15 protein-coding genes are annotated in these 17146 nt (G+C 40.1%); 6 read left to right on the forward strand and 9 right to left on the reverse strand.

Annotation, left to right across the window (positions count from 1 at the left end; all coding sequences use genetic code 11):
* From R7F07_RS17780 to R7F07_RS17790, 3 genes are all read left to right on the forward strand, one after another.
* On the forward strand, positions 1–2616 hold the full coding sequence (locus R7F07_RS17780; RefSeq protein ID WP_025633988.1) for a DNA topoisomerase: 2616 nt from the start codon (positions 1–3) through the stop codon (positions 2614–2616).
* A 15-nt stretch (positions 2617–2631) separates the two neighbouring features.
* Complete coding sequence (locus R7F07_RS17785; RefSeq protein ID WP_025633985.1) at positions 2632–3153, forward strand: hypothetical protein; 522 nt, start codon at positions 2632–2634, stop codon at positions 3151–3153.
* Positions 3154–3227: 74 nt separating this feature from the next.
* A complete protein-coding gene (locus R7F07_RS17790) occupies positions 3228–3539 on the forward strand; it encodes a hypothetical protein (protein ID WP_025633984.1) in 312 nt (103 codons plus the stop codon).
* A 635-nt stretch (positions 3540–4174) separates the two neighbouring features.
* On the opposite strand, the gene R7F07_RS17795 is transcribed toward R7F07_RS17790, so the two are convergent.
* The 3 genes from R7F07_RS17795 to R7F07_RS17805 all read right to left on the reverse strand — a co-directional run bounded on the left by R7F07_RS17795 (position 4175) and on the right by R7F07_RS17805 (position 6648).
* Positions 4175–5059 carry a hypothetical protein gene (locus R7F07_RS17795; protein ID WP_025633983.1) on the reverse strand — a complete coding sequence of 295 codons (885 nt, stop codon included), beginning with the start codon at positions 5057–5059 and terminating at the stop codon, positions 4175–4177.
* Positions 5060–5294: 235 nt separating this feature from the next.
* Positions 5295–5726, reverse strand: coding sequence for a hypothetical protein (locus R7F07_RS17800; protein WP_025633982.1), 432 nt, complete (start codon positions 5724–5726; stop codon positions 5295–5297).
* The gene (locus R7F07_RS17805) at positions 5716–6648 is read right to left on the reverse strand and encodes a hypothetical protein (RefSeq protein WP_025633980.1); all 933 of its coding nucleotides are present in this window, start codon (positions 6646–6648) and stop codon (positions 5716–5718) included. The genes R7F07_RS17800 and R7F07_RS17805 overlap by 11 nt, the downstream gene beginning before the upstream one ends.
* Before the next feature lie 669 nt (positions 6649–7317).
* Between R7F07_RS17805 and R7F07_RS17810 the strand changes: the two genes are divergently transcribed.
* Positions 7318–8022 carry a S24 family peptidase gene (locus tag R7F07_RS17810; protein WP_054574980.1) on the forward strand — a complete coding sequence of 235 codons (705 nt, stop codon included), beginning with the start codon at positions 7318–7320 and terminating at the stop codon, positions 8020–8022.
* Positions 8012–9301, forward strand: a complete 1290-nt coding sequence (locus R7F07_RS17815; RefSeq protein WP_025633977.1) for a hypothetical protein — start codon at positions 8012–8014, stop codon at positions 9299–9301. Before R7F07_RS17810 ends, R7F07_RS17815 begins: the two co-directional genes overlap by 11 nt.
* 107 nt (positions 9302–9408) lie before the next feature.
* On the opposite strand, the gene R7F07_RS17820 is transcribed toward R7F07_RS17815, so the two are convergent.
* Positions 9409–10659, reverse strand: coding sequence for a hypothetical protein (locus R7F07_RS17820; protein WP_025633975.1), 1251 nt, complete (start codon positions 10657–10659; stop codon positions 9409–9411).
* Between the two features lie 474 nt (positions 10660–11133).
* Here R7F07_RS17820 and R7F07_RS17825 point away from each other — a divergent pair, with 474 nt between their 5' ends.
* Positions 11134–11388, forward strand: a complete 255-nt coding sequence (locus R7F07_RS17825) for a hypothetical protein (protein WP_203347291.1) — start codon at positions 11134–11136, stop codon at positions 11386–11388.
* A 214-nt stretch (positions 11389–11602) separates the two neighbouring features.
* Here the strand turns inward: R7F07_RS17825 and R7F07_RS17830 are convergent, their stop codons facing one another.
* The 5 genes from R7F07_RS17830 to R7F07_RS17850 all read right to left on the reverse strand — a co-directional run bounded on the left by R7F07_RS17830 (position 11603) and on the right by R7F07_RS17850 (position 17138).
* Positions 11603–12400 carry a hypothetical protein gene (locus R7F07_RS17830; RefSeq protein WP_025633971.1) on the reverse strand — a complete coding sequence of 266 codons (798 nt, stop codon included), beginning with the start codon at positions 12398–12400 and terminating at the stop codon, positions 11603–11605.
* Between the two features lie 36 nt (positions 12401–12436).
* Positions 12437–13942 carry a 3'-5' exonuclease gene (locus R7F07_RS17835; RefSeq protein ID WP_025633969.1) on the reverse strand — a complete coding sequence of 502 codons (1506 nt, stop codon included), beginning with the start codon at positions 13940–13942 and terminating at the stop codon, positions 12437–12439.
* 121 nt (positions 13943–14063) lie between these two features.
* Positions 14064–15536, reverse strand: coding sequence for a S8 family peptidase (locus tag R7F07_RS17840; protein ID WP_077202322.1), 1473 nt, complete (start codon positions 15534–15536; stop codon positions 14064–14066).
* A gap of 11 nt (positions 15537–15547) precedes the next feature.
* Positions 15548–16450: a hypothetical protein gene (locus R7F07_RS17845; RefSeq protein WP_025633967.1), complete on the reverse strand. Its 903-nt coding sequence runs from the start codon at positions 16448–16450 to the stop codon at positions 15548–15550.
* Positions 16451–16586: 136 nt separating this feature from the next.
* Positions 16587–17138 (reverse strand): hypothetical protein, encoded by a 552-nt coding sequence (locus R7F07_RS17850; protein ID WP_025633965.1) that lies wholly within the window; start codon positions 17136–17138, stop codon positions 16587–16589.
* Positions 17139–17146 lie beyond the last annotated feature (8 nt).

Genomic DNA, 17146 nt, shown 5'->3' on the forward strand with positions numbered 1-17146 from the left:
ATGTGGGTCGCTATTGCAGAGAAGTCTTCTCAAGCTGAAAAGATCGCATCAGCTTTGAATCTTAGAAAGCAAGGTGGATTATATTCAGGCTTCTACAAAGGGCAAGAACTGATCCTTTGGTATGCCGCAGGTCACTTCCTCGAACTGTCTCCCCCTACAGAGCAAATACAGAACTTCAGTTGGAACGATCCACGTACTCACGAACGCATCCCTCGCAAGGTTCCTTATAAAGTTTGTCCGGACATACCAGCTCGTGACGGATACCCGGCAAGAAAACCAGGAGAGCGAATCCAATTACTTAAACAGTATGTCGACAAAGCGACTTTAGTCATTGGTGCTACAGACCCAGACCGAGAAGGTGAAGTCATATACCGTAGCATTTTAGATTTCCTTAAATACGATGGCCCATTAAAACGAGTTTGGTTAACAAAGGGGTTATCCAAGGATGCAATACAAACCTCTTTCGATGAAATGGTCGATGCATCTCAATACTACGGCGAATATTTAGCTGGGTCTAGTCGTCGTATGGCAGATTACGCAGCCATGGTTCTAACTGCCACCTACACTTATTACTCAAGAAGGGGAATGCTTGGAAAGTACCTAGGCTCAGGGGATAAGAAAAGCTCAACGACATCTGTTGGTCGAGTTCAGTCGACTGTTGTAGGTTTTACTTACCATCGTCATCAAGAAAGAGCAAACTTTAAATCTGTAACTCACTTTCGTCCGGTACCGCTGATCAGGTGTAACGGCGCTGTAAGTTTTGAAGGCCGATACCTTCCAGAGATAAAAGACTCCGACTATGACTCCCCTATCCCTGGCGTAAAGTGGGATGAAAAAAATCTAGCATCCAAAATATCGCCTGATATGTCTGAGGAAGAAGTCGAGGAGTTAACCATAAACAATAGACCTAAACCTCTTTATATCGACAAATCTATTATGATGGATTTTACGGAAAGGCTTAAGCAAGCGTGCATATTGGATTTAGATATAAATGAAAGTATGGCGACTTCTGCCCCACCAAAGCCTTTATCACTGACCAAACTACAGAGTCTGATTAGCAACGCTAGTGCCACTGATGTCCTCAATGCAGCACAACGCCTATACGATTCTGGTTTTATCACTTACCCAAGAGGTGAAGAACAAGAGATTTCTGACAAAGATTACAACCCTAGGGATATTGCGGACAAATGTACTCAACTAGCAAAATGGGACCAATTTGGCCAAGCCGCCCTTAAAATCGCTGCCATTCAAACGGGACAAGACGATACCTGCGCAAGTTTCAAACCAAGCTGCTATACGCCAGGAGATAAAATACACGATGCTCTAGCTCCTGTTGTTATACCTAAACCAGGAGAGCTACAGGGGCTAGATCTTCAGGTCTTTGAAGAAATTACGTCGCATTACTTGCAAGCACATTTACCTCCATCAAAATATTTAGTTCAAGAAGGGGTTTTAAAATTCGATACCCATGGGCTTTTTGGAGAACCGGTATCTAGTTTCAAGATCACAAAGCGATCTTGTATAGAAACTGGGTGGGAACATTACTTTAAAGGTAAAGAGACCGTCCAAACTATCAGCTTAAACGATTTAGACAAAAGCAATGTTTCAATTCCAGATGTTGAGCTAAAGGAGTCTACTACAACTAAGCCCCCTCTCTTCACTGAGGCCTCACTACTTTTTGCGATGTACCATGCGGCAAAATTCGAGCCTAATCCTATTCTTAGGAATTCACTCAAAGAATCAAAAGGCATTGGGACACCAGCTACTAGGCCAACTCAAATCGCAACTATCTTAATGCGTGAGTTCGTAGCGTATACTAGCAAGGGTAAAAACCCTTCGATTGATATCACCCCAAAAGGGATTGAATTGTATAAGGCACTACCTGATTCATATAAAAGCCCTGGTACTACTGCCAAATGGGAACTCAAACTTTCTGACATGAGTAAACTCCCTCAACGAGAAGCAGAAGCAGCGTCTCTGGAATTTATAAACACTCAAATTGAAAATACTGAAAAGCTAATAGGTTTCCTGAATAAAAACCTGTTTGATAAAACACCAAGAGACGGTGTGAATCCTAACATGCCACTTTCAAACCAAACCAAAGATAAACTTCAGAAGCGTTGTAAAGGGCTCGGACTACCAATGCCCAGACAGGCCTTAGCAAGTGAGGCTAAAGCGAGGCAATGGCTACGAGAGCACCCTTGGTTGGTAACTGACGCTATGCGAAGAAAGATTTCACAAATATGCTCTTTCAAAAAGATCCAGCCGCCAGCGCTTAAAATGACTGACTTTGGTAAAGCTCTAGAATTTATAAAAGTTCACGAAGATGATGTCCCAAGTACTCCATCTAAAAAGTTTCTTGATTACGCAAAACAGTTGGAATCGAAGACTGGCCTGAAAATTCCTTCTCAAGCGATTAGTAACGCCAAATTACTATCTAAATATGTAGAAGAGGCAAAACGTATTAAGAAACCAAGTAAAAAGACTATTGCTGCTATTAACGAGCTGGCTAAAAAGCTAAACGTTAGGGTTCCTGCTAGTGAATTAGAAAATGACGAAAGAGCAAAAAACATACTTAGCCGTATGAAAGCAATGATTGCTACAGCATCAAAATAAGGGGTTCAAGTAGATATGATGAATGATATTCTCAAAAGGTATAATATTCTCGAAAAGTATAAACAGGCGTTCCTAACTTCTGACTTTTATAATGACCAAAAAGTTTTAGCACCGGATGATTTAGTCCCGATGATAAGAGGGTTTCTCCATGCTAATGGGGAAGATTTATTAGTGGACAATCACACTAATATCTCTGCGTTCGCCAAGTCAGTCTTTGCGGAGACCAACCAGGAAAAGTTCGAAAGCTTCTTAACCGAACTAAAGTTACTTGTAGACGAGCTTAATTTAGACTTTAGAGGTTCTGCCGACATACCTAACTATGACAATCTCTCTATTACGCTTAGCTTCGACACAGCAAGCGAAGACCAGATTGATAGATTGATCCGTTTCGTCAGAAATAACCTCACGAATAATTTCCGAGCATCAGGCCAATACCCTTTAGCTGTATGGAAAGCTTTCATTATCTCCTCAGATTGCTGGTCGGTAGAGTTCCGATTCTCACCGAGATGGGAATTTAAAGAAGATATCCAAGGATAGAAGATTTAGAGTTAATGGTGTTAAATGCTGGAGGACATTATCAGTATTGGCAAATCAACTAACTAGGAAGATCTATGCACAAGGTGACTACGATATTAAAAACAAACATTGGGAACGTGGAAGGTTACTTAGATGAGAGCGGTAGCCTGTTTATTCTGAACCCGCCTAAGATTGAAAATCGCAAGCTTGCTCACTTCCTCCCAACACCTTCACAACGTTCAAAAGATGATGTGGAACAAAACCCGAATAACTACCTAAAGGTCGAGGAACCGAGTGAGTTCGAAGGGGTTTGGGAAGTGAGTGGACCAAATGTAGGAAAAGGGGATGCGTTCACACCTTATCCTTTTATGTTTAAGAGAGTAAGCCCCCCATCTGAAGGTAGTTAATACGGCACAACTATATTTTGGGTGGTTTCTTAATTGTCAAGATAAATATTTTTAGGTGCGGTTATTTCTAAATCGAATTAACAAACCGTAATTTGGACTTATAGACAGGGTCTTATTCAGTTAGTTAGTGTTCACTGACTGATATTTTGAATTTTGCTATTTATCCACAAATGATCCTCGAACTGCACCTTGATAAACTTTTTTTATCGCACTATCTTGATACCCGTGAGCTCAAGTAGTTCAGTGCATGGAAGCAAATAGTAGCTGTGCTTAGTTTCTTTCGTGATATTAAACTGGAGCTCAAAATCACTTAAACCCCACCATAGGCAGGGTTTAAGAGAGAAGCCAAATCGAGTAGCTGCAACTACTCATTATGGCTGCTGGGTATCATTCTCGACACCTGACACACGAGACTATAGATCACCAGTAGCCTATTTGGCAATTTTCTTGTTCAATAGTTAATGGTGATTAATATGTACCCACAAAGGTTTATCTATCTGATTATGAGAGTATGGAAAGCAATGGTCTCGGTATTCAAACTCAATCCACACATATGTATCAAAGGGTTAATGTATCTAGTCGAGTTTTTTAGAGACTAATCCATTTGTATGTACACACTTCTTAAGGTGTGTACATTATTTAGACAAAAATGTTAAGTCCGTGTGCTCTAACTTCTTATACACATTTGGGTATTGGGCTCGAGAAATCTTTAAGTTTAAAAGACCTTGGGCTATTTCATCACTTTTAAATTCGGAGAGGTCAAGTTTACTTTGCAAATATCTACCATAATCAAACATTCTATTTACCTTAGCTTGTAATACTCCCAGCTCAACTAGTTGATATTCCGCATCTTCTCTCCAACTAGGCCTACGGCTCGACTGCTTATTCTCATATTCATTTTCTACTCTAGCGGATAAGTACTGAGTCTTACTTAGTATTTTTGCCATTACCAGAACAACATCTATGTCTGCGTTTTCCATGCATTTTGTGAATATGGCTGTTGTATTGGCCAAATCTAGTTTCGGTGGTACAGGCTTCTTACCTGTTCTTTTCGGCATACCTTTCCAAAATTCAATTGATTCGGTGTAGAAGCTAGCCATCTCAGTTGTGTATTTAGTTAAGTCAGACAGAGTTTGAGGTAACAATGCTCTTGCTGCTAAAAGTTGGCTCTCTCGATTCTGTTCTTCGTGATATTTAGCTGCATAAACCGCCAATAAGCTTGCTGTAAAAGCAATCATTGCTGCATTCAGAGTTTGCCAATGAGACCAAACTTCTTGGACATATGACCAATTTCCACCACCATCAAACCATGGCTTTAATATCATCATCACGAAATACACCCCGATCAAAATACAACCAAAGGTAGAAAAGTATACTCTTACAAAAGTATCCAAGAGAGTTTTGGGAGACCCCATTCTTTTCTGTATTGAGCTAAGAAATTCAGTACTGATACCGATAACTTTGCGAAGATAATTGGCCCCATCACGAAGCTTCTCTACCCCAGATAGTTCTTTATCCATGTTGTACCACTCCTAGTAAACAATTTTTTAAAGCTTAAGGTTACCAAATTGTACTCGTTTCTATGCATAATGAGCGCGATACTCAACCACAGTCAACTAAGAGGTTCATAGTTTCGTGTCTATGCTCTAGATAGCCGATTAGGTTGAGGAGCTCTCGGAAGGAATTAGACCAAGCGTAAGTAGTAAGCTTACGCTTGTTAGAAGAGTTCTTAGTGAGGATTAGAGACGTTCTTGGTCAATGAGTTGCTCTAACGTATTTCAAATGTATTCCCGTAGGAGTGATATTGGTTAAATCTCGACTGTATACATACCCATACTTTTGTAAGAGGTCAATTGAGTGATACGTCCAGCCAGCGGCAAAGGCTACACCAGCCAAGGCAAAATAAACACAGATTTTATTAGCTAGCTGCATTGCGCTTTGAGAGTAAACTTCATTAATTTTTTTTCCGCACAACATAGCTTTTGGGGCCATAAAAAAAATACAACCTAACGCCCCTAATAATCCAATCGGCACCCACAGAGTTAGAACGGATAGCTGAACAGTGTCAGCTTTATTCAATAGTTCAAGATAGTCTCTATAGACTACATAAGATGGATAGCCCCAACAAATTATCCCAAACAAAAGAACAAAGATACCAGCCAAACGTAATCTTGTTTTATGTGACATTCTCAAGCATCCTTACGACTTGATTAGAAACTTTGTATTCACCCCAAACAACCTCAATTAAGACATATGTTGCTGTAACAAATAGCGCACCAACCATTACGGGAGCTCCCAGAGCTGCCGTAGCAAATAACAGAACTTCACCAGCTGCTGTTTGCAACATGAATTTGAACATATCGGCACCTACATTGCCAAACCAATCCACTAAGTGATAGTCGTCTTTAAAAACTAAGTCGCTGGTGGCTAGACTAGCGGACACCACAAAGGTTAAGGCACCCGCACCCTTGAAGTTTGCAGTTCTAGATTGAGGACTAAAGCCTGCTTGCACCGACTTAAATGAATTTAGAGGGTACTTCTTACCATTCATATTAAGCCGAGTACCATTGACAAACGCATGCCGTAGCACTTTGCCATTCTCGTTTGTCCCTGAAAATGCGACAAATAATTTACCTCGACTTTCTACCAAATCAGCTTTAACGCCTAGATCGCCAAACTGTTTAGCAATTGATATCGCATTAAACATAGGCTCTGTGTGATTGAACCAAGACTTAGCGGTGTTAATGCTCAAGGCGATAGCAGCGACATCCTTACCAGACTCCAGCCAAACGTTATGTAATATTTTATGTGCATCCTCTAAATCTGTAATTAACACATGCTGGTGGTTTTTAGCCATTTCATCCCCAAGTGAACACTGTAATCCTATTGAGTCACTGAGAAGCTGAGGAGCATTCAATCCTAGAGAAGTAGGTCCTAACCCTGCTTTTTCTCTATCTCTAAGAACCCTCTCACGATTTTCTGCCCATCTTTTTTCATCGCTTGCTGAAGGAGTTAATTCAGCTCTACGCTCTCGTTGCTGACGAGCGAAGAGCTCTTTTGTGGTTTCTCGTCTTTCTTCTGGGGTAACAGGGGCAGATTCATATCTCATAGGATCATACTTACACTATAAAAATATGATTATATCAATATTTTCAATACGTTATCATTATCAACAATGCCGATTTACGCTTTAACTGCCAGAAAAGCCATTATGGCTAGTTAAATGTTCACATTGAAACCTAAATCACATCAACTTGAACTCAAGTAGAAAGCTTTTAAAGAATAGTTCCCAAATTGGTATGTAATTTATGATATCGATACTATTCATCTCAGACCACTGAGTTGCTTTAATGTGTATGGTAACCGATCGCTGATGGATAGTAGTCCTTCCATAATGGCACATTCTCGTGTTGAACAACTTTCCTATAGTGGAATACCTTACCCTGCTCGTTGCACCAATTTTTTAGATACATCTCAGGTAAAAAGTGATTGTCTTTTTTTACGCTCAATGAAGCCTCCATTTTCTCTTTTAACGCTGCATTATGGTGCTACAAAACCTTACCATACCACCGGGCTTATACCTTACTACTCGAATCTATAGTGCAATTACAGTGTCTCTCCTTGCTCATGAATCGTATACTCAAAAACCTATGGTTCACAGATGTGCACCAGGCCATCTAACCATCCCAATAGCTCATGCTCTTCCTTACATTGCACCAGTACATAGCTGGATATATAATTACTGTATATACATACAGCAGTCAGACGTGTTTTTAAAATGGGTGTTTTACAAATATTTGATCAGTCAATAAATTGCGGCATAACAGGCTTTGAAGACCCAACAAGCGGGAGTGTCCGTAAATCCCTGTCATTGTCAAAACAGCTAGTTCATCATCCTAGCGCAACCAAATTAACTGTTGCTCATCAAGATGTACCTTACTTCGGTATTTCAGATGGCGATTACCTGCTTGTTGACTCAAGCCTACAACCTGAAGCAAACGACTGTATTTTGGTTGAATACCTTGGCGAAAACGCTCTTGTGTCATTTCAAGAGATACAAAAGCAAGAAGATATTGTAGTTCAAGGCGTTGTATCTGCTCGTTTTCATTGGTACAGAAAAGGCCATTCGATACCTATACATAACTCATTGAAAGAGTTCGACCTTCATGAGTTATTAATACCTCCTGAGCAACAACATACATGTGTATTGATGCGTGCAAACGGTAAGTCTATGTTACCAATCATTGATAACGGAGATTTGCTACTCCTTAACCGCAGCCTCTCATTTAAAGAAGATCATCCCGTTATCATGGCTTTAAATGGTGAATTGGTATGTAAGAGGTTGAACAAAAGACTGAAAAAAGCATACAGCGACAACCCAAAGTTCAGATCTGTTTATCTATCATCAAGTGACGAAATTCGCATTTACGGCTGTGTCTCTATGGCTATCCGAATTTACCGGAGAGAACTTCGTGGCCGTTAAATCATTCGCACTAATAGACGGAACGGGATTTTATGCGCACAGTAGTGCTCAATTTCATCCTGGTTTAAAAGGGAAACCAGTACTCGTGTCAGCAGGCCAAGGTATTAGTATTGCCGGAGCAAATATAAAGGAATTTGGGATACCCAAGTTCTCTCCTATTTGGGAAATCGACTCTAAAGTTGCCATGCATCATGGCGCAATATTTAAGTGTAATTTTAATACCTTAGGGCAGATATCTAGGAACTTTAAGCAATCACTTATAGATGTTTCCGAGGGGCTACCCATTTTTCATTACAGCGTCGATGAATCTTGGGTGGAGACTACGGAGCTACTGAAGAATGGCATTGACCTGGAAAGCGAAGCTTGGCGTTGGCGTGAACACATTTGGAAAACAACGGGGGTTCCTACAGGAGTCGGGATTGGTCCTAGTTTAACTCTTTCAAAACTGGCTTCGTTTGCAGCCAAAAAACTTCAGGGTAGTAACGGTGTATTTGTCATTAGTAAAGACAATTTGATTCAGACATTAGAAAAGGTACCTGTTTCAGAGGTTTGGAACGTAGGCAGGAAGCTATCTAAACACTTTTCTCATATGGGCATTTATAGCGCGTTAGATTTAGCTCGCCAAGATCCTAAAAAAATGCAAAAAGCCTTTTCGATTTCCGTCGCCAACACGGTCCATGAGTTAAATGGCACACCTGTCTACAATTGGAACGACACACGACCTAAGAAGCAACAAATTTGGTCCACCAGCTCATACCGGGACCGCTTACAATCAAGGGAGTCCATAATGTCGGAATTATCTCTTCACCTTGCAGAAGCATTTTTTAAGTTACGAGCGCAAAAATCAGAAGCCCTGGCTATAACAGCATTTGTGTCCACATCCATACATGACGATCCTCAGGAGCAGTTTAAGGCTAGCCGGAGCATACACTTAAGTTACGGTGTATGCGATACCTCTGTAGGTCTAAAGACGTTGAGAGCTATTCAGGGTGACCTTATTCCTACTCAACCGACAAAAACGCGCATTTATAAAGTTGGAGTTGGCCTTACTAGTTTAATCGACGCAGAGCACAAGCAAGCAGATCTATTTGAACATGATGTTAATAACCATAAATTAAGCAAAGCAATCGACTGCATTAATACGCGCTTTGGGAAAGGAACAATAGAATTTGGAGCACGTACAAAGCGGTACTCAGAGCGACCAGGGAATGTAAAGTTGCTAGAGCTGGAGAATTATTTCAGCGATTTTAATGAGCTACTTGAGGTTAAGTGTATCTGAATGTATTGGGTTGTGTGAATTAGTGAGAATGCAATCTGTCAGTTTGGTCTCCTGAGGGTGATAAAATCTGACAGGTTGTTCTATATTGCTTCTGCCCTATTACGAGTTTAAGCATTAAGGTAACGCTTTTTCTGCTTTTCAATCATTTCTTTATACAGTTTAAATCCGCGACGAATGCTCTCATCGGAAAAGCCAATGCCATACCCTAGGTCAGAAAGTTCAGCAGCGAGGTTTTGTTCCAACTCCGTGTAGGTTAGTTTTTTAGGGTTGATTGAACGGTCTTGGTGTAAAATCATTCCACAAAGGTAGTTTTTAATCTTACTGCGTGGAGGAGAATTAAGGTTGTTGGACTGATACAAACTTATTGTTTCATCTATTTTCCTGCCCCCGATAGATTCTAGCAGCTTGTTTAGATTAATAATCTCTTCTATTGAAGTAGCGCATTGTATTTCAGCTCGGATATTATTTGCTTGAGAGGCATATAGGGATTGTTTAAACCATGCCGTTACCCACTTTATCTCATTGTCGGAAAGAGGCCTAGAAACATCAACACTCATATTGACCCAATCAATAAGTTCCACTTTGTCTGATGAACCGCAAAACTCAAGAGCCATCCAAGCAGAGAGGTGCTCTTCTTCAACTGTAAATTGTCTTTCCTCATTTGCTAACGTCCGAGATAAAGCTTCCTTTGGAACCAGTTTTTTTCTGGTAGAGTTATCCAAACCAAAAGACTCACGATAGAACTGATGAAGCGTATATGGCGCACTGTAAAAACAAAGCCCTTCACTCTTTTTCTCAAAAGGGAGGTGGAAGTAGTGCAAGGCTTCTCTATAATCATAAATACTAAAGAAAAGTGTTGGCGAATACCTGTGATAAAAGGTGTTTTTATATTCTCGAATAGGAGACAATGCGGTGACAAATTGCTCATCAATCATCTGAGCAATGCTAACCAAATCAGGTGATATTGTTTGCAGCTCTTGCTCTAAATTCTCACCCTCCCAATTCTCAGCCTCTAATGCCCTTTCTACTTCATGCTGTAAACACAGAGTGATATCTTTAACCCAAAATCGATCGGAATGGTTTAGATCAAAATAATAGTCGCTAAACACAAATGCATGAAAAGGACCATCGATGATCTTGTCTGGTTCTATGTCACTTACTGAGAATGCAGTTTCAAGCTCAACCCTTTCTAAACATGTTTTAGATGCATCCAGAAGAAGACCGTATGCTTGTTTATAAATTGCTACATCTTCAGGATAAAGCTCGCATATTGCTTCTCTGTAAGCCTCTTGGCAAATAAAGTCACAACAACTGCTTTCTGAACTTCTTTTAAATCCGGCAATTAGCTCTCTAGACACAACCTACACTTCCAACAAAAAAACAAGTTCAAACCTAATCTAATTTACCTTTTTTTTCAATGACTCCTATCGAGTTACTGATCCGTTAGGTTATGACTTTTCTAACACCAAACTGGAAATTAATTCTTTATATTCAATATGTTCTGTTTAATGGAATCTATGTATATCACAGACACATTTCACACCCATAATCTCAACGAATTGTCAAGGTCAAGAATTAATGCGTTTGTGCTACTGTCCACGGCTTTTCCATAAGATAAATTGGTTTCATTCATTCAAGGTAAATCATTGCAATTTAAGGAGAACTAATGAAATCAAATGTGCTCCCCTTTAAGGGAAAGCGAACGTCTAAACTTGAGACAGGTCAAGAACCACAAGTTACTGTACAAGAGCTCGCGCCCAGAGAGTTGTTTGATATGGCTTTTGGCGATGAGCAAGGGCGAACAAGGCTAAGAGAAATGAAGCGGAGGGAATATGGGTTTAGTAAATAATCAAAGTACTGAGTATGAGAAGTACATCGACGAACAAGAAAAGCTAGTCGGTTTAATCAGAGTGACTGGGGCAAGGATGTACGGCTATGGGTATGACGATGCTGTAGAAGACTGCCAAGACAGAATCAACATGCTTGAAAATGAACGTGAGTTGTTGGAAATCACGGTACATGAACAAGAGGAAAAGTTAAGACAAGTAGGCTCTCATTTAGGTGCCGGGCTCAGTAAGCTTAGGTAATCAGGTCTAACGCTGAACGCACCCCAAAAGCTATGCCATCCAGTCCATATTATTTTTTAGTCAGTTGGTCATTAAGTGAGAAGACCAACTGACTAATTTGGAAAAGTTCGAATTACACTTTGCGAGTCTACTTAACTAATTGAGGGAATTTCAATCATTATGCTCTTGTTATAGCAATCACCTAAGATAAAAAAACCAAGTAATAAATCAGCACTTACTGCCTACCAGTGCTCTCTTTATAGTCTGGGAACCTTTCCTGATATTGTTTTGCAATAGAATGATAGCTATCTTTTTCTGTGACAGCCCGGCCCCCTTCTAAAAACAAAATATGCCTCACAGGTATACGTTCACTGAGTAATTCTTCTAGTTTACTAACATCGAAACTTTTGCCCAATTTGCATTTGCAAACCGTATTTACTAGGCCCCCCATTGTGGATACCTTTTGCCACTCACGAGCAAGGGTATCAATATCATTATCAGTCCAAACTTTCGGATTAGGAGGTGTACCATTATGGTAGAATGCAAGATGATGGAGAATACAGGTAGACCCCTTAGGATTTCGGTCACCTATAGGTGTACCATTTGGTTTGCTGGAATAAAACTGCTCCCATACAACAAATCCTTGTTTGTTAGGTGCTACCTGACGGGCTATCTGAGATGAAAAGTGAGAGATAGGTGGTTGATAATTAGGTTTCAGATAGTCCCAATTTGGCCGATCACTTTTTGCTTCAAACAAACATAGTTTCCCGACTCCCTTGTCATAATCAATCAATAAAACACAAGCATCAACGCCCCATGCTTGCTCTTCATTTGATTTCAACTTCTGTGAAAATGCAGCTGATTTTAACGGTAGCCTAGCATTAATCCTATTACGAATTTCTGCAGTTAGGACAGATGTATATTCATTTTCACTAGAAATGATACCTATACTAAAATCGGTTCGAAGATCAACATCAACCTGATTGATCAACTTTTCTATCAACTCTCTCGTTTCTCTGTCAAATAGTGCCATTTACTTACTTCTCCTAATTTACTCATCTCGATAGAATTATGATTGGCGTCTCTTTTTAAAACGGCCTGAGCTACTTCTTTTGTTCTTTTGAAACTCTCTTGCCAGTTCAAAAATGTTTTGTGAGCAACGTTGTACAGAATGAAACGGATGGGATTCTACGAATCGTAACTTGGCTCTTGTGATGGCGACATACATTAGATTCAACTCATCTCGAATTTCGTCTTCTGTACGCTCGATTAATTTCAATTGGTCACAAAAATCATCCCCTAGCACCACCTGGTCAAACTCTAGGCCTTTCGTTCTGTGGCAAGTTCCTACGACAACTTCAGCAGCCTCAATATTATCCACTTTAGAACGCTTCAAGTTCTCATAAATATCAAACAAACCAGTATCATATTTAGAGACAAGTCTGAGGATTCTAGCCATATCGATGTTTTTCGTTTTTTTTGCAACTTCTACGAAATCTTCGAATGTAGTAAAATCACGCTTAAAGTCACGTGAGCGTATTTTATCGTACTGCTCTAGCTTCAAGTAGAGTAAATCAAAGAGCTCGTTAAATGGATAGTTATTAAAACCTCCAGTCCAGTAAATGCTCTTGCCACGTTCGTCAGCTTCTATCGCGACTTCAATCGTTAATACGATCGTACGGTTGATATAGGCTATCTGGAGATTTTCATCTAAATCGTTTTCTGAAGTTAAAACAGACTCGATAATGCCATTATCGGTCCCCTTAAGCCGTTCATGAACACCAAGTTGGTTCAGAAAGGCATTGGCATATGTAGCAACCTGTTCATTGAAGCGAAATGACTGGGTTAATGAGAAAACTTCGGCTCCACTATTTTCTTGAACTTTCAGTGCATCTTCGGCACCGCGATAACGATAAATTTGTTGCGACTCATCGCCACATACATAGACTCTCATATTAGTTTGAGCTTTCATAAAAGCTCTCACTGCAGGGTTAAGGTCTTGCCCCTCATCTACAAGTAGCACATCAAAATGCTCGCTCAAATCTACTTGGGCAATAGAGAAACCTTTTAGGTAACCATCGTGCGTCATGGGAACCGGACTTTCCAATAACTGCATTTCATTCCAGATTTGCTTGGCACTAGAAACTAGCTGCTCTTGAATATCCAATGATTTTTTATTTTTGGGGTTGTATGGAGCGTGTTTTTTTTCTATTTCTTGGTCTTCACTACAAAAATAGTTTTCTAAAGTAACCATAGTCCCGTTTGCGATGGACCAGTCGCACCTGAGGTGCTTTCTAATCAGCCCCATGCTGAGGTTTTCTGCAAACTTGTGGCGGTAGTATTTTCCTACGAATTGATATGCTAACTGATGGCCAGTGAGTGATAGACAATTGGGAGGTAAATTAGCGGCATCTGCGATCGGACGATTATAAGTAATATAGAGCATTCTTAGCTCTGGATATGCATTCGCGAACAATCTAAATAATGTAGTTTTACCAGTTCCTGCAAGCGCTTTGATCACAGCAAGCCTAACAGGTTTGTATATGACGTTTTGTTGTTCTAACGTTGGTTTCATTCTGCCCCCAAAGCCGTTTTAATATGGTATATTGTGACAGCAAAACAAAAAGCAGTCAACTATCATATATAATAAACCCCGGAAAATATCCAGGGTTTATCAATTAGTTAGATTTCAGTTTCTAGAGATTACATTGGTGAGGTTTTTCGAGATTAGAAACCGTTAGTGGCGTTAATTCATCGCTAAAGCAATGGTACTCATCAACGAAGTTCTTTTCACACATACGGTAGGCAAAGAGCTCATTACCCACATTTGGAAGCATAAGTTTTCCATTTGTAGTGTCTGTAACTAATTCAGCACCTGCCACATCTAATGAATCAAGGCTTGAAACTTTATAAACTTCTATTTTGGTGTTATCGCTAGTGACATGATCATTTAACTTAAACTCCCCCATTGAACAAACATCAATAGAACCACCGAGAGTATCTAAGTAAAACTCTACATCACACTCACCAGCTAGTGGACTTTTTAACGCTACCCCTTCCTCTGACAACTTTCTCATTTGAAGCATTGCCTCATATGCATTCAAAACACCATAGCCGCAATATCCATTGTCACAAGAATAATTAAGAAAACCACTTCCCGCTTCACCGACCATTGGTTTGCCTGTCGATTGTTTAAGAATGGTAATGATTTCTGTAGGAGTTAAATCGGGACTTTCGTTGAGCATTAGTGCAATTGTGCCCGTTACTAGAGGTGTCGAAAGACTCGTTCCAGCCGTTTCGGTGTAGTCCAAAGCTCCATCATTATTCGAATCAACGATTGTCGGCAATGAGAGGCGGTCACCATAAGCAACAATGTCTACGTTAACATCAAAGTTAGAAAACCCAGACTTATATCCATCTAATTGGTTTGAGCCTACTCCGATCACACCGGGACAATCTTTTGGTAACCCTGTTTCATAATTAACGCCTCGATTCCCTTGCGCTGCCACAAAAGTAATCCCCTTATCTTGCGCTACTCGAATCGCGTCTTGAACGTCACCACCACACATTGTGTTCCGCAACGTTAACGACATATTTATAACATCAACTGGCTCTGAAATTAGCGGTACACCAGGAACCTCTTGTCCACTCAGCCACTTGATTGCAGCAGTTAAGTCTTCAACTTTTGCTTCACTACATTTCAGTGCTCGAGCTGCAACCAATTCAACATCAGCTACACCTTTTACGCCATCCCCTTGAGGGTTGGCACCAATTAGTGATGCAACCATATTGCCATGACCTATATCGCAGTGTTCACCACGGTCAGATATCGGTGTGTCAAAATTTGCTGTGTAACCTTCAGTTCCGATAAAACTATATCCATCAACAAAAGGAAGCTCTGGAGTATTTAAAAAGCCTCCATCTATAACACCCACACGTGTCACGTTATTGGTTTTTGCAGTATCTCTGGCCTTAGAAATACTATTCGCCCCTTTAAGTAAGTCTTGGTCTGCCCAATAGGTATTTAACTGTGACTGGTGGTAACCAGTTGAGTCTGACATCGCTAAAGGATCGACTCCTTTAAATAAGATAGGTTCTGCAATGTTCGCATGAGCATAACCGTTAAAAACTGCAGCGCTAATTAGTAGAGATAGGGTGATTTTGTTCATTCTATTTGTCCTTAAATGCTGCAATTGCCGTAAGTAGGGTCAGTTAAATTTTCAACAAACTGAAATTCAGGGTTGAACTTGAAAACTGACAGTTCAGTAAACTGACCGTAGTTCACATTACCTTTAAAGAATGAATAGCCTGTCGAAGAGGCATTGAAATCCACTGCTGGGAGTACACTCAGGCTATTCTCTTTTGCGGCAATCTTGTTCAGATGATCTATGTATTGTTTAGCGCTTGCGTTTAGTTCAGATTCAAAACTTGATAATGGATTAACAAGTAGAGTCTCTATACCACCATTATGCACCTTGCTTACTGCCAACTTGATGTCGTTTAGTTTGTCCAGGTATACCTGCTCATCAAATTCGGGTGTAAATGGGAGCTGACCATGACCCATCAATAAAAAAACCTTTTCATAAGCATGTTGGAGTGATTGTAGCTCCGAAAACTGCTTAATCTCTTCACTGTTATCGATGTACGTTGAAGCGACTTCAAGACGCTCATTAAGACTTGTGTTAACAATATCAAGGCTAAAGTTCGTAGATATTTGCTCGCTGCCATCTTCAAGTGTCAGTGTGAGGCTCAAATCACCTGAAGACTTAAGTAATTCATCTGCTGAAAGAATTAAATTCGATTTATTTACAGACCAATGAATATTTTTTTCATATTCACTTAGAGGAATTTGATTGAGAACCGACTGTGGATCTCTTACAGTAAGAGTGTAGTTATCTGATTTTGAGTTTGTTTCTAATTGGACGGTTATTGACTCCCCATTCTCCACTAGTGATTGAGTTGGATCTGTTACAGTAAGTACAAGTGACTTATCGCCACTACTGCTATTGGTGCCACCACCTTCTCCGCCACCACCACAGCCAGATAGGACTACTAAAATCGAGAGTGCTAAGTAGTTTTTCACTTCAAATCCTTTTTTTTATACGTAAATGACATAGATTAGTTTTCTAAATAAACCAGCGATTTCGCTAGTTTATTGATTGCTCTCAGATTATCCTTATCCAGATTCACGTTTTGAGCTTGCAGTTCAACTTTTGTCGTTAAGTTGAGGACTTAGAATGCTTTTTCATAAGCTTTTCTTTCAAAGCGGGCAATTTTCGCTCAGATGTCTCGTATTCGACAGCTAGTTCCAAGAGCTCATCATTACTAAATCGACTCGTTAACCCAACGATCGCTGCCAAGCCTTTTGACATGGCGCCTTTTTTTCGTGCGTTATCCACAACGCTATTACGAGTACCCAATAATGAATACACCCCTAACTTCGACATACCCAGCTTCAGGAGACGACTCTCCAGAGCATCATAATGCTTCACTTTACAGCGCTGTGACTCTGTAACGCTTAAGATAGGATTGTTTACACTCTGAGATAGAATGTGGATCTGTTGCTCTTTTGGCATTTTCAAAAGAAAATCAACGCATCGAATATGCGATTCCTTTACAGGTTCGTCGGGATTATTTTTGTACTTTTGAATCGCGACTTCATTTGAGCCAAGAAAATAAGCTAATGAGCGTACAGACTGCCCCTTTCTCCGTGATTGCAATTCATCAAAAGGTAATTTGTCTAGATTTTTCTGAAAGTCACTAAATAACATTATGCCTT

It is taken from the genome of Vibrio sp. YT-16, from assembly GCF_033337405.1.
GTDB classification, from domain to species: domain Bacteria; phylum Pseudomonadota; class Gammaproteobacteria; order Enterobacterales; family Vibrionaceae; genus Vibrio; species Vibrio alginolyticus.